Source organism: Bacteroidales bacterium, from assembly GCA_022647615.1.
Taxonomy (GTDB): Bacteria; Bacteroidota; Bacteroidia; order Bacteroidales; family UBA932; genus Egerieousia.
Map to the genome: position 1 here is coordinate 1,917,965 of JALCKZ010000001.1, position 14,171 is coordinate 1,932,135.

The 14,171-nt window shown below is 40.7% G+C and carries 11 protein-coding genes and 1 tRNA gene; 8 read left to right on the top strand and 4 right to left on the bottom strand.

The features are described 5' to 3' along the window. The first annotated feature begins 12 nt into the window (after positions 1–12). The gene (locus LKM37_08350) at positions 13–852 is read left to right on the top strand and encodes a haloacid dehalogenase-like hydrolase (GenBank protein MCI1720994.1); all 840 of its coding nucleotides are present in this window, start codon (positions 13–15) and stop codon (positions 850–852) included. Here LKM37_08350 and LKM37_08355 read toward each other — a convergent pair. Then, the gene (locus LKM37_08355) at positions 815–1,483 is read right to left on the bottom strand and encodes a cytidylate kinase-like family protein (protein ID MCI1720995.1); all 669 of its coding nucleotides are present in this window, start codon (positions 1,481–1,483) and stop codon (positions 815–817) included. The two genes, LKM37_08350 and LKM37_08355, sit on opposite strands and share 38 nt — an antisense overlap. Positions 1,484–1,521: 38 nt before the next feature. After that, entirely contained in the window at positions 1,522–2,934 is a 1,413-nt protein-coding gene (locus tag LKM37_08360) for an MATE family efflux transporter (protein ID MCI1720996.1), read from the bottom strand. Between the two features lie 8 nt (positions 2,935–2,942). On the opposite strand from LKM37_08360, the gene LKM37_08365 reads away from it, so the two are divergent. Together LKM37_08365 and LKM37_08370 are read left to right on the top strand one after the other, a co-directional pair. Beyond that, a complete protein-coding gene (locus LKM37_08365; protein MCI1720997.1) occupies positions 2,943–3,398 on the top strand; it encodes a hypothetical protein in 456 nt (151 codons plus the stop codon). 32 nt (positions 3,399–3,430) lie between these two features. Further along, a tRNA-Thr gene (locus LKM37_08370) sits at positions 3,431–3,504 on the top strand. A gap of 181 nt (positions 3,505–3,685) precedes the next feature. Here LKM37_08370 and LKM37_08375 read toward each other — a convergent pair. Together LKM37_08375 and LKM37_08380 are read right to left on the bottom strand one after the other, a co-directional pair. Beyond that, positions 3,686–5,545: an alpha-amylase family glycosyl hydrolase gene (locus tag LKM37_08375; protein MCI1720998.1), complete on the bottom strand. Its 1,860-nt coding sequence runs from the start codon at positions 5,543–5,545 to the stop codon at positions 3,686–3,688. A 95-nt stretch (positions 5,546–5,640) separates the two neighbouring features. After that, on the bottom strand, positions 5,641–6,873 hold the full coding sequence (locus LKM37_08380) for a 6-phosphofructokinase (protein MCI1720999.1): 1,233 nt from the start codon (positions 6,871–6,873) through the stop codon (positions 5,641–5,643). A gap of 80 nt (positions 6,874–6,953) precedes the next feature. Here LKM37_08380 and ligA point away from each other — a divergent pair, with 80 nt between their 5' ends. The 5 genes from ligA to LKM37_08405 are packed head-to-tail and all read left to right on the top strand — an operon-like array spanning position 6,954 to position 14,165. Continuing rightward, positions 6,954–9,092, top strand: a complete 2,139-nt coding sequence (gene ligA, locus LKM37_08385; protein MCI1721000.1) for an NAD-dependent DNA ligase LigA — start codon at positions 6,954–6,956, stop codon at positions 9,090–9,092. Between the two features lie 15 nt (positions 9,093–9,107). Next, positions 9,108–10,301 carry an FprA family A-type flavoprotein gene (locus LKM37_08390; protein MCI1721001.1) on the top strand — a complete coding sequence of 398 codons (1,194 nt, stop codon included), beginning with the start codon at positions 9,108–9,110 and terminating at the stop codon, positions 10,299–10,301. A gap of 56 nt (positions 10,302–10,357) precedes the next feature. Beyond that, positions 10,358–10,744, top strand: a complete 387-nt coding sequence (locus LKM37_08395) for a thioesterase family protein (GenBank protein MCI1721002.1) — start codon at positions 10,358–10,360, stop codon at positions 10,742–10,744. Positions 10,745–10,780: 36 nt separating this feature from the next. Then, a complete protein-coding gene (locus LKM37_08400; GenBank protein MCI1721003.1) occupies positions 10,781–11,839 on the top strand; it encodes a YihY/virulence factor BrkB family protein in 1,059 nt (352 codons plus the stop codon). A 1-nt stretch (position 11,840) separates the two neighbouring features. After that, on the top strand, positions 11,841–14,165 hold the full coding sequence (locus LKM37_08405) for a RelA/SpoT family protein (protein ID MCI1721004.1): 2,325 nt from the start codon (positions 11,841–11,843) through the stop codon (positions 14,163–14,165). The last annotated feature ends 6 nt before the right edge of the window (positions 14,166–14,171 follow it).

The window sequence follows — 14,171 nt, forward strand, 5'->3', positions numbered from 1 at the left end:
ATTCACCAATATATGAAAGCATCTGACAAACCGATAGTTGCGCTGATATATGATTTTGACGGCACACTTGCTCCCGGCAATATGCAGGAGTACTCTTTTATTAAATCTATCGGGAAAACAGCAGATGAATTTTGGTCTGAGTCCCACAGAATGGCTGATACTCAGGATGCCGACGGCATTTTGATTTACATGCTGTTGATGTTGGATGAGGCGCGCAAGAAAAACATTTCACTCACCAGGGAGAGTTTTATGAAGTTTGGAAAGGATGTCAGATTTTTCCCCGGAGTTGAGAGCTGGTTTAAAAGAATTAAGGAGATTGGCAAACAGGAGGGCGTTATAATTGAACATTATATCAACTCTTCCGGATTACTGGAAATCCTTGAGGGAATGAAGATTGCAAAGGAGTTTAAGGCAATATTCGCCAGTTCCTATTACTATAGCAAAAAGGGAAATGCCATCTGGCCTGCTGCCGCAGTCAACTACACCAACAAGACTCAATTTCTATTTAAGATTAACAAGGGTATCCTTAATATTCACGACAGCGAAAAAATAAATGAGTCCATGCCTGAGGATGAGAAGCGAGTAGCGTTTTCAAATATGATTTATTTTGGAGACGGAGAGACTGACGTACCTTGCATGAAGTTAACAAAACAGCTTGGAGGTTCCTCTATAGCAGTCTACAATCCAGGTATTTACAATAAAAAAATCATCGCACAGGAGCTGCTGGACCAGCAGCGCGTAAACTACATCTGCCCGGCCGATTATCGCGCCGGAAAAAAGATGGAAATGCTGGTAAAGACTATTATCCGCAAGATTAAAGCTGATGATGATTTGTCAAAAATTTCTCTTTAATTACACTAGCTATTATTTCTGCGCAACCCTCTGAAGTGAAGGTAGTTGAATCTAGGCACATATCATAAGATTCAGCTTTGCCCCAAGTCTTCATTGTGTAATTATTATAGTAATTAGCTCTTTTCTTGTCCCCTTTATCCAGAAGTTCAGAGATTTTTTCATCTGAAAGTTTCTCTATTCCGTCTAATTTTTTATTGAGCTTTACTCTGGATATTCTATCTGATTTTGAAGCAGTTATAAAGACAGATATACCGTTGGGATTATCCCTTAAGATATAATCAGAACAGCGTCCCATAAAAATTGCAGACCCCTTCTCTGCAATTTCTGCAATCACTCCGCTCTCAATCTTGTACAATGCAGAACTATCCAGCACGGTGGATGTAAAGAAATTTGAAAATCCTTCTGCCAAAGAACTAAACCCAAACATACTTCCCCTACTCTCAATCACCTTATTTTCATCAACTTTCTCAAACAATTCCGGATTAAGCCCGCTCTCTTTAGAAGCCTCCATAAGGAGCTCTTTATCATAAACGGGAACATTAAATTTCTTTCCCAAAATTTTAGCAATTTCAAGTCCGCCGGCTCCTATTTGTCGTCCGATGCTTACGTAAAAAAAATTATTGTCTGACATATCCATCAATATATGAGTTAACTAATGAAATAATCTTTTTATTGCTGATTATCTTGAGGTTGTACCGCCTCTTGCAGTTGCTGCTCAGCTTGCCCCTCCTGCTCTTTCTGCATTCTTATGAAAGTTCTGTGCTGAGCTGCAAGCATCAGCCCGGATACCACGCTGGCTATCACGTCAGAAACCGGAAGGCTCCACCAAACTCCGTGTATTCCCCAAATAGTTGGCATCAAAAAAAGCAGCGGGAGCAAGAATAAAACCTGTCGGGATAAAGAGAGAAAAACAGCCTTCTTTGCCAATCCTATGCTTTGGAAGAAATATGCTGTAACCATCTGGAATCCAATAATTGGGAAACTTATAAAAGTTATCCTGAGGCCAATTATAGACTGCTTTATGAGTTCAGGGTCAGTGGTAAAAATAAATGCAAGCTGTTTTGGAAACAACTCCCCAATTATGAAACCAAATGAGGTAACTGCTGTGGCAAGCATGATTGTTGTTCTAAGTACTTTACTGACTCTCTGCGGTTTATTTGCCCCAAAATTATAACCTGCAATTGGCTGCATCCCCTGATTCAATCCCATGACAACCATCATGAACAAGAAACTCATTCTGTTTACAATGCCGAAGGCGCCTATCGCCATATCTCCGCCATATCTCTTAAGCTGCTGATTCAGAAACAGAACGATAAAACATGATGCGGCATTCATCAGGAACGGAGACATGCCTATTGAGAAAGTCTTCTTTATGATTTGTGCCTCAAGCCTGTAGATTCCTCTTTTCAAATGGATTATGCGGTTCTTGTCCGAAGCAAGATAAAAGACATAAAGCATTGCCAAAAATTGAGAAAGCACGGTAGCAATGGCAGCACCTCTTACTCCCCAATGAAAGATGAAAATGAATATAGGGTCTAATATTGAATTAATTACAACGGTAAAAATTGTGGCGCCCATTGCTTTTTTAGGAAGTCCCATTACCCTCACTATGTTATTCATTCCAAAATAAAGATGGGTAACGATATTGCCCAGCAATATAATGAACATATAATCATACGCATACGGCATTGTATTTGGACTGGCTCCAAAAAAGAAAAGGATTGGTTTTAAAAATGCAATGCAAAAGACGGAAAACAATAAACCAACTATAATATTGAGTACCACTGAGTTCCCAAGCACTTTCTGGGCAACCTCATAATTTTTCTGGCCAAGCAAAACAGAAATAATTGTAGAAGCTCCAACACCAACAAGAGTTCCGCACGCAGCGCTCAGGTTCATAAGCGGAAACGTAATAGCCAGACCTGCAATAGCATACGGTCCCACACCCTGCCCGATAAAAATGCTGTCGCACATATTATATAAGGAAGATGCCGTCATTGCAATGATGGCCGGAATGGCGTATTGCTTAAGCAATTTGGAAATTTTCTCTGTTCCCAGTTCTGTTGGAATTACTGTTGGCATAAAACTATATGGATGGCTTAAAAAATTTTACTACTTTTGTGTCCCCGACAGAGACGCGGTGCAAAAGTAACAAAATATGGCGGGAAGTTAACACCATGGAGATTGTCAGCAAGAGAGCGCCAAAGGATAAGGATGTTAAAACGTTTAAACTTAACTATATGGAAATAATTGAAGGACAAGAGCCTAAGACTGCAGAGCAGCCTAAGACTCAACCGGTTGCACCGATGATTCAGCCTAAGGAAAAACTTACCGTTGGACAGTGGGTATTAACATTGTTCTTGATGTGGCTTCCACTGGTAAATATTGTTATGCCTTTTGTTTGGGCATTTGGCGGGAACAAAGACGAGAGAGAGAATTGGGCAAAAGCAATTTTAATTTGGTGGCTTATAGGAATTATTGTTGCCGTATGTGTCATTAGCTGCGTTGGATTAGCAGTTGTTGGCTCAATGTTCTCTAATGTATAAAAATACTGCCAATCAATTGATTGGCGGATTTTGCCAGCTTAGCTCAGATGGCTAGAGCGACGCATTCGTAACGCGTAGGTCCGGAGTTCGACTCTCCGAGCTGGCTCGGAAAAACACCCCCCGTAAAACATCGGGGGGTGTTTTGGCTTACACACAAGCCCACGCTTTATTTTGCGGCACAAAGCGCCGCAAAATCCTGGGGTTTAGCGCATTTCGTGCGCAAGGAGACACGCGCTAGCGCGGCGAGTGGCTTGCAGCCACTTGCTAATAGATTATTAATCAAATGATTATAGTAATACCTTAATGATGCTGACACCATACTGGGTGAGCGGCATGGAAACAGCGGCATCTTTGCGCAGGGATAGCTTAAGGGATTTGCCGGAGAGCAAATCTGTTGCTTCCACCGCATCAGCCTCTGCAAGATGCCAGAAATCAAATAGATGCGCAGGCAATACAACATCCAAAGTTTTTGCGCTTTGAGTGAAATCTACCGCAATAAAAATCAACGCAGAAACATCAGCTGTATTTAACACAGAAGAGCTGACAGGTGAGTCGCTGCTTGAAACAAATCTGCGGGCGAATACAAAGTGCCTGTCGGGATTAAAAGTGCCATTTCCGGTATTTGCATACTCAAGATCAAATGTATCTCCCTCAGATATTGCCTTCTCTGAAACTGCTATGTGCAAGAGCTTTACATATTCCGCAAACAATTTCTGCTCATCAGGATGCAGCCTGCAATTTAAAAATCTTGCAACGCTTGGTGCCGAGCAATAATCATATATGGAAGTTCTTCCATCTCTGCCGCTAAAGCCCTCGCTCTCCATCCCCTTCTCTCCAAACTCTTCTCCAAAATAGAGCATAAACGGAGACTTGTTAAGCATCAGACTTACAACAAGTTCAGGCAATGCTCTAAAGCCTTTTTTCTCATCGGGCAAAATGCTGGCTTTCTCATCTCCGCCAATATTAAAGTCAGATGCGACTCTTTGTTCGTCATGATTCTCAAGAAAGTTAAGCATCCTGTTTTTAATGCTTATTTTCTCTCCGGCTGCATATTTCCCCGCAACACTAATATTCTCAATACTTTGCCAGCATGATGTTATTTCGCAAGCCTTTGCCTCTCCGCGGGAAATTCCTTTAAGTTTATCATAAAGTCCAACCTTATCATAGAGCAAGTCAAATCCGCACTCTGCCAAAGAACTGTATTGCTGTGGATTATATGATTCCGCTATAAATATAACTTTAGGATAGTTCATTTTTATTTTCCCGATAGCCCACTCCCAAAATTGAAGGGGGACCATCTCCGCCATATCGCAGCGAAATCCGTCAACTCCATGGGAACACCAGAAATTCAGCACATTGTACATCATCAGCCAAGTTTTTGGAATAGGATTGAAGTAACAATTATGCCCGTTGAATTGTGCGGTGATTTCTCCGCCGCATCCGGAATTAAGATAGTCAACGCCGTAATTTAACTTAACTGTTTCATACCAGTCATTGTGAGAAGGAGTTGCAGTAAAGCAATCATTTCCGGTTGCCCTTGCAGGATTCTCAACGTAATCCCCCATTCTCAGTTCTTGTCCCGGCATGTAATAAAAATTATTCTGCGGGTCAAATGCAACCTCCTTATTATCACCCTCTCCAAAGCGTGCTAATATACCGTCATCCGCACTTGCACTGGCAGCTTCTTTAATATTTACATCCGCACCAACATTCTCATCATTGCAAAGGGTCATGTATTCCCTGGAGACATGATTTGGCACAAAATCTATAATAGCTTTAATGCCAACAGAATGCACGCGCTTAAGCATCCTTTCAAACTCAACAAATCTATTTGGGACTTTATCAGCAAGACAAGGGTTAACATCATAATAATCTGCGATTGCAAACGGAGAACCTGCTCTTCCTTTAACTACAGCATCGTTGTTGTGCGGAATGTCATACTGAGTAAAATCCGTTTTAGTGGCGCTGCGAATTACACCTGTAAAGTATACATGACTGACACTTAATGATTTAAGGTGCCACAAAATCTTTTCATCAACACTGCTGAATTTCCCGCTGCCATTAAAAATAAATGGTCCGTTTGGTACGCAGTCCTCTTTAGAGTTTCCAAAAACTCTCAAAAGCATCTGATAGATAACCAATTTCATTTCTTATGATATTACGCGGTAATAGCCGCCACACACTTATAAAAAATGCACGCCAGCGCGAGACGGACGTGCATCTATCAAGAAAACTAAACGTTTTACCAGTTTAGTATCTTCTTAAAATCGTAAGTCTCAGGATCTTTAAGGTATTTCTTTGCTGCCTCGTAATCATCCGGAGTGATATAATGCATGATGCACTCAAATATCATCCTGACTTTATCCTGATGAATGTTAACTCCTCTTGGCGGAATCTTTCCGGTAGCCGGATCCTGCATATCTTTTAAATACAAGGACTTAACATTGCCGTTCAAATCCATGTAAACCATACAGCCGGTGACACCTTCCGTAAACAACTTATAAACTCCCATACCTAGTTCCGTGCAATATACAAGGTCATAAGCATGAGGGGTAATACATCTTACCTCATAACCAATCTCAACCGGACGAGACTTAACGTCAAGCCCGAGCTGTTTCAGGCGTGTCTCAAGCATATCATTGAACATCTGCGCTTTAGAGACCTTTCCTAATTCAGGATGTCCGTGCTGGTCATAAGTAAATTTAACACCATAAGATTGCAGTTCCTCGCTGGAAAGTTCCTCAAATACACCTTCTGAAATAATAATTGCTCCATAGTCAATACCCAGAAGTTTTCTCTTAACTATCGCCGAGACAGCAAGATTTATAATTTTCTCTCCGGTGATATTTGTCTTGTTGAACATTTCCGGAATCACAATCATAGGATAGTGATTAGTATAGCCAATTGCAAGAGCAAGGTGTCCTGCAGAACGTCCCATTGCTGAGACTACAAACCAAGTGTGATTTGTACGCGCATCTTCATAAATAGTTGCTCCAATGGCAGTTCCCTCACCTTTTGCAGACTGATATCCGAATGTTGCAATGTTCTGAGGAAGAGGAAGGTCATTATCAATTGTCTTGGGAACGTGAATGTTAGCAATATGATAATCCTTCTCATGAAGGAATTTTGCAATTCTGTTTGCAGTTGATGCAGTATCATCTCCACCAATTGTTACCAGAAGTTGTATGTTGTTATCCTGGAAAAATTTCAAATTAAAGTTCTTATCAAAATCTTCTTGCGTTGGCTTGAATCTGCTCATTACCAGGTGAGAACCACCTCTATTAAAAATTGAATCTGCCAAGAAGAAATCCAACTCCTCAAAGTTAGGGTCCGGGGAGAACAAACCTTTATAACCTCCATTAAGTCCAAGGACTCTGTAACCGTTTCTTAAAAATACTTTTGTAATGGTTCCTACAACCGTGTTCATTCCCGGAGCGGGACCACCTCCCGTTAAAATTACAATTGATTTTTGCATATTATATCTCTTCTAAATCAGGCGGCAAATTTATGATTTATTATCAAAATATGGTAAATTTGGGGGTTAAATTTGCCGCAGTGAACAAAAAGGAAGCAAAAGCACGCATAGAAGCACTCAGGAAGGAGTTGAACCAGCACAATCATAATTATTATGTGCTGAATAATCCTACAATTTCCGATTATGAGTTTGACGTGATGATGCAGGAGCTCATGGCACTGGAAAAGCTTTATCCAGAGTATATTACGCCTGATTCCCCTACTCAGAAAGTAGGCAGCGACCTGGAAGCTCCGGCAGAGGCTAAAACTGAAAAAGATAACAGTTTTGAAGCTCCCGACGGGAAAAATCATTTCAGGCAATTTCCCCATAAACATCCCATGCTCTCATTAGCAAATACTTACAATGTTGGAGAGCTAGAGGAATTTGACCAAAGAATTAGAAAGTTTACCGACCAGCCCTACTCATATTCATGTGAATTGAAATTTGACGGGACAGGCATTAACCTGTACTACAAGGATGGCGTGCTGGAGCGCGCGCTCACTCGCGGGGATGGGACTGTCGGTGACGACGTTACTGAAAATGTAAAACACATTCCTTCCATTCCGCAGCACCTCAGACCGGGCAGCGGATATCCGCAAGAATTTGAAATAAGAGGTGAAATCTACATGCCTTATGAGGCTTTTGATAAGCTGAATTATGAGAGGGAACTCAATGAAGAACAAGAGTTTGCAAATCCGCGCAATGCCGCGGCAGGTTCTCTTAAGCTTATAGACCCTTCCCAGGTGGCAGGACGCGGATTGGAATGCATTCTATATCACCTTATTGCAGAGAAACTTGATGTTGCCACGCATACCAAGGCAATTGAGTGCGCTGCATCATGGGGACTTCCAACATCAGAATACGCTGTGGAATGCTCCAATATTGGAGAAGCCATAGAATATATAAAATCCTGGGACACAAAGAGGAAGACGCTCCCATTCCCTACGGACGGAATGGTTGTAAAGATCAATCAATTTGCACTGCAGCGCGGACTTGGCTATACTGCAAAAATTCCGAGGTGGGCTGTCGCCTATAAATTCAAGCCGGAACAGGCTCTGACACAAATAGTATCTATTGATTATCAGGTAGGCAGGACAGGCGCTGTAACACCTGTAGCAAATCTGGAACCGGTGCAGCTCAGCGGAACTGTTGTCAAAAGGGCAACCCTGCACAACGCTGACCAGATGAAACTGCTTGATATTCACTATGGAGATTACGTATACGTGGAAAAAGGGGGAGAAATTATTCCAAAAATAACTGCAGTAGAGCTCTCAAAAAGAGCTGTTAACGCTCAGCCTGCGGTATTCCCGTCCGTGTGTCCCGTATGCGGAACACAGCTTGTAAGAGATGAAGATGAAGCTAAATTTTTCTGTCCCAATTCTGATAACTGCACTCCGCAGATAGAGGGAAAATTCATACACTTTATAGGTCGTAAAGCATTAAACATCAATGCAGGAGAGGCAACGATACACCAGCTGTTCATAAAAGGTTATATAAGGGAGCTGGAGGATTTGTACAATTTGACAGATTTGCAGCTGCTCTCTCTGGATAAATGGAAAGAAAAATCTGTCGCGAACTTTAAAGCATCTCTGGAAAAGAGTAAAAATGTTCCTTTTGGAAAAGTGCTTTTTGGCTTGGGAATCAGATTTATAGGAGAAACTACCGCAAAAAGTCTTGCTGCTAAATTTAAAAGCATAGAGGGGCTTAAAAATGCTACTCGCGATGAGCTTCTTGATACAGAGGATGTTGGAGATGCGCTGGCAGACTCTATTATAGAGTATTTTAAAGAGCCAAGGCACCTGCATACAATAGAAAAACTTAAAGAGGCGGGGTTGCAGTTTGAAGTTGGAGCATCAGATATTAAAGTAGTTTCCAACGTTTTACAAGGCAAGACCATAATGATTACTGGAAATTATTCCATACCGCGCGAGATTATGAAACAGTACATAGAAGCGCATGGGGGGAAGGTTGGCAGCTCTGTTACGGGAAATACTTCCTATCTTGTGGCGGGAGAAAAAGCGGGAGATGCAAAACTGAAAAAGGCTGAAAAGCTGGGGATTCCGGTAATTTCAGAGGAAGAATTTTACAGAATCGCAAACCCTGCGGGCAGCTCTTCCAATACAACCGGACATACAGAGGAACAGAAACAAACAGAAGAAAAAGAACAAACATTATTTTAAATATAATTACAGATTATGAAAATAGTAAATATAACTGACAGAATTAGTTACATAGGAGTTAATGACAGGAAAACATCTCTTTTTGAGAACAACTGGCCTCTTCCTCACGGCATGGCATATAATTCCTACCTTATAAACGACGAGAAGACAGTACTAGTAGACACCGTCAAATATGGCTCTGATAATGAATATGTTGCAAAGATTCAGAAAGTGCTTGGAGGCAAGAAGCTGGATTATATAGCTGTAAACCACATGGAGCCTGACCACGCCGGAATGATTGGAGTGATAATGAACACATTCCCTGAGTGCAAAATCATTGGTAATGTGCAGACAAAGAAGATGATAAATGATTACTTCGGGATTGGGGAAGATAGATTCAAGATGGTTGCGGATGGTGAAGAACTTCCAATTGGCCAAAGCACTTTAAAGTTTGTTTACATTCCTTGGGTCCACTGGCCGGAGACAATGGTAACGTATGATGTTAAAGATCAGGTCATTTTCACCTGCGACGCATTTGGCGGATATGGCGCTTTGGATGGCGGAATTTATGATAGCGATTATAACTGGGATGCGGTATATTTGGATGACATGCGCAGGTATTATTCCAACATCGTATGCAAGTACAGCACAATGGTTTTGAAGGCATTAGCAAAATTAAACGGTGTCCCTATCAAAGTTATAGCCCCTTCTCACGGAGTGGTTTGGAAGGAGAATCCTATGAAAGTCATTGGACTGTTCAAGGATTGGGCTGAGTTTAAAGCAGAGGAGGGAGTTGTAATTGCATTTGCTACAATGTACGGGCACACAGAGACCTTAGCTGATATGATTGGTCAGAAACTTTGTGACGCCGGGGTAAAAAACATTATCACATATAATGTTTCAAACACAAATATATCCTTCATACTTAGCGAAATACAAAAATATAAAGGATACATTCTGGGAACATGCGCATACAACGGAGTAATGCATCCTGCAATGCACCATTTGTGCAATGAAATAAAAATCACTGCTCAAAAAAATAAAGTTGTCGGATTGTTTGGAACATCATCTTGGAACGGAGCTGGCGTAAAAGATTTGAAGAAATTTGCAGAAGAAAATAGAATAGCGCTGGTAGAACCTGCAGTTGAAACATTTGGGGATCCGACACCCGAAAAAGTTGAATCACAGATTGATACATTTGTAAAGGCATACGCCGCAGCGTTAAAATAACAAATGAATAATACAGCGTACTATTGAATAATACGACGTACTTTTGGGTGAAAGATATGATAGAAAATATTAAGATTGGAATGTCCCGCAGGAGCGAGAGAGTTGTTACGGATAAAGATACCGCAGCTGCGTATAAGACTGGAGGACAGGAAGTTTTCTCTACTCCGGCCATGATTGCACTTATGGAGGAGTCCGCCTTTCTGCTGCTGAAAGAGTCCCCTGTTGGGGAGGACAGCGTTGGTACTGAGATGAATATAAAGCATACCAGGGCATGCGGCGTTGGAGCTAAAGTTTACTCCATTGCAAAGGTTGAGAAGATTGATGGAAATAAAGTTGTGTTTTCCGTCTCCGCGGGAGATGAAAAGGGAGAGATAGGATGCGGCACACATACAAGATATATTATTGACCCCGTGAGGTTTATGAAAAAAATAAACGGCAGGTAAAATATAATAAAAGTAAAAAACTGTCGGGATAAAAAAGTGCAAGAGAGCAACACAAATAGGACAGAGAAAAGAAGAAAGAACATCTTCAAGGGTTTCTTTAAGGAGATTGGCCAGGTATTCAAAGAGAGGACAGCAGCCTTGCAGAGAAGCTATAAGAGCTTTATGCAATTTATCACGGTTGACATCTGGAATCTGAATATCAAGAATGTAGGTGGAGCTAAGAAGAGACTTTACAGACACTTGAAGGTTGTCCTTGTTACGGTGCAGAATTTGGGCAAAGTAAGACTTGGCCTTTATTCTGTCTCCTTAAGTTTCTTTTCCGTTATGGCGCTTGTTCCGTTTGTTGCGGTTGCATTCTTTGTCACCGGAGGATTTGGGATGGAGAAGCACCTGGAATATGTTATTTATCAAACATTTGCAGGAGACACCAAACTGGTGGACATGCTAATCAACTTTGCAAATAACATTATAAAGAGCGGACAAAACGGAATATTTGGAGCGATAAGCTTCCTGTTTTTTGTATGGACTATTATCTGGCTAATCTTTAATATTCAAAGAGATTTCAATGAGATTTGGGAAGTTAAGAAGCCTCGCTCTTTTGCAAGGAATCTTTTGTATTATATTGGTTTTCTGATAATTTCTCCTTTCCTGATTATTTTGTTTTTGAGCGTAATGGTGTTTTTTAATAATGCGCTTGGAAACTATGGAGTAAAAATATGGCACTTTAAAACCATTAGCGCTTTTGTACAATGGATAGCATATTATGTTGCTACCGTGCTTGCGCTTACAGTTGTAAATAAATACATTCCAAACATTAAGGTAAGCTTTAAGGCGGCAATAAATTCATCTATAATAACAGCATTTGCATTTGTTATTGTACAGTTTTTATACACCGGTACTCAGTTGATGGTCACCAGATTAAATGCTGTTTACGGAGCTTTTGCAGCATTCCCGCTATTCCTTGTCTGGCTAAATGTGAGCTGGACAATAGTACTAATTGGAGCAGAAATTGCTCATGCTTTTGAGAATGTAGATTTAGGTGACGAGCAGGATGTTGCAGATGCCGTTGCCGCAATAGAAAATAAAAACAAGTAGGATGTCTGAATTTACTAAAGAAGATAATGCACTAATACAGAGAGAATTTGAATCTCTCAGGCTTGCCGCGTTAAAACGATGCGCAAATCAGGAGGAGTATGAGGGCGTTATTAAAGCTTTTGAATTTGCCAATGAGGCTCACAAAGGTGTGAGGCGCCGTTCCGGAGAACCGTATATCATTCATCCTATTGCAGTTGCAAAGATTGTAGTGCAAGAGATAGGATTGGGATATAAGTCCATAGTTACGGCCTTGCTGCATGATATTGTTGAAGATACAGATTATACTCTAGAAGACATAGAACGTCTCTTTGGTCCAAAGATAGCTTCTCTTGTTGACGGGCTCACCAAAATCAAATCTGCCATGGACTATAAACACTCTCAGTCTGAGGGTGGTACGGAGAATGAGACTTCAATCTACGATAATGTGGAAACACAGGAAAAATCTCTGCAGGCAGAAAATTTTAAAAGAATCCTCCTAACCTTAAATGATGATGTCAGAGTCATACTTATTAAGCTCGCCGACAGGCTTCATAATTTAAGAACTATTGACTCCATGCCGGAGAGGAAGAAAGATAAGATTTTGAGCGAGACCATGTACATCTTTATTCCTCTTGCACATAGGCTTGGTCTATACAGCATAAAGTCTGAAATGGAGAACATCTGGCTGAAATACAGACAGCCGGAGGAGTATGAAAACATAAATAAAAAGCTTGCGGAATTTACTGAAGCCAAAGGTGTTGCGATAGATAACTTTATTGAGCCTATATCTGCAATTCTTAAAAAATCCGGTTACAAGTTTACCATAAATAAAAGAATCAAAACTCCCTACTCCATTTGGAGAAAAATGCAAACAAAGGGAGTTCCGTTTGATGAGATTTATGACCTGTTTGCTGTCAGAATAATTTTTGAACCTAAAAAAGGAAGTTCTGAAAGAAAGCAATGCTGGGACATTTATTCCCTAATTTCGGAAGATTACGTCTCCAATACCGACAGAATAAGAGATTGGGTAAGTACACCTAAATCAAATGGTTATGAAGCATTGCATTGTACCCTTATGAGCCAGCAGGGAGGATGGATAGAAGTGCAGATAAGAACAGTGAGAATGGATGCGATTGCAGAAAAAGGTGTGGCGGCTCACTGGAGTTACAAGGGAGATAAATTTTCCGGCAATGAGGAAAAGGATATGGACAATTGGCTAAATATGGTAAGAGAAGTGCTTGAAAATCCGGATGTTAACGCACTTGATTTTCTGGACAAATTCCATGCAGGCCTATTGTCAAAAGAGATATATGTATTCACTCCAAAGGGAGAATCCAAGAGACTTCCAAAAGGAGCAACAGCTCTTGACTTTGCCTATAACATTCACTCTCAGATGGGTAACAAAGCCATCGCAGCTAAAGTAAATTTGAAGCTGGTCCCTATTTCTTATGTACTGCAGAACGGCGACCAAATAGAAATCATCACAGCAGAATCCCAAAAGCCGCAGAGAGAATGGCTGGATTTTGTAAAAACAGCAAAGGCAAGAAATTTAATATACGATACTCTTAAGGCTGATACAAAGAACTCCATCAAATTTGGACAAGAGTCTTTGGATGAAGCACTTGCAAAACTTGGAATTAAACAGCAGGCAAGAGCTATCAAGAAACTTATAGATGAGTACAAGCTCAATAATAAAGATGAACTATACAGCAAAATTGGAGCTGGGGTCATTGATTTAAAAAATCTTGATGCCATTCTTAAAAAGAACAAGGAGAATAAGTTTGTTAAGTACTGGAACTTGCAGTTTGGAGACGGAGAAAAGGAAGAATCAAAGGATAATACAGAGAGTCCTTCAGAATCCAATAAAGTTGTCATTGACAAGAAAAAGGATTATCTGCTTAAGGAGAATCCTGTAGATAAAACGCTCTCTTACAAGGTTGCAGAGTGTTGCAATCCAATTCCGGGAGACCCGATAATTGGTTTTATAAACGACAAAAATGAAGTTGTAATTCATAAGAAAGTTTGCCCGGTTGCAATGGCGCTTGCTACCAAAGAGGGAGGTAAAATTATCAATGCAAAGTGGACAAAGCATACAATACTCTCCTTCCTTGCAAGAATTGAGGTGCGCGGAATTGACAGAATGGGAATTGTTGCAGACATTACAAAGTATATAACTAATGTGCTATCAGTGAACATAAGAAAAATATTTTTTGAGACTCACGATGGTGTATTTGAAGGATACATAGACCTTTACGTTCATGACACCGGAGACCTGGAAGTACTTATTCAGAGGATAAGAGATATCAAAGGTATTGATACGGTAACAAGAGTTGATGTTAAAGAGTAATTGCTG

Bases quoted from the DNA above. Each gene is read 5' to 3' on its own strand.
- LKM37_08350 (MCI1720994.1), top strand. From the start codon at position 13: ATGAAAGCATCTGACAAACCGATAGTTGCGCTGATATATGATTTTGAC.
- LKM37_08355 (MCI1720995.1), bottom strand. From the start codon at position 1,483: ATGTCAGACAATAATTTTTTTTACGTAAGCATCGGACGACAAATAGGA.
- LKM37_08360 (MCI1720996.1), bottom strand. From the start codon at position 2,934: ATGCCAACAGTAATTCCAACAGAACTGGGAACAGAGAAAATTTCCAAA.
- LKM37_08365 (MCI1720997.1), top strand. From the start codon at position 2,943: ATGGATGGCTTAAAAAATTTTACTACTTTTGTGTCCCCGACAGAGACG.
- LKM37_08375 (MCI1720998.1), bottom strand. From the start codon at position 5,545: ATGAAATTGGTTATCTATCAGATGCTTTTGAGAGTTTTTGGAAACTCT.
- LKM37_08380 (MCI1720999.1), bottom strand. From the start codon at position 6,873: ATGCAAAAATCAATTGTAATTTTAACGGGAGGTGGTCCCGCTCCGGGA.
- LKM37_08390 (MCI1721001.1), top strand. From the start codon at position 9,108: ATGAAAATAGTAAATATAACTGACAGAATTAGTTACATAGGAGTTAAT.
- LKM37_08395 (MCI1721002.1), top strand. From the start codon at position 10,358: ATGATAGAAAATATTAAGATTGGAATGTCCCGCAGGAGCGAGAGAGTT.
- LKM37_08405 (MCI1721004.1), top strand. From the start codon at position 11,841: ATGTCTGAATTTACTAAAGAAGATAATGCACTAATACAGAGAGAATTT.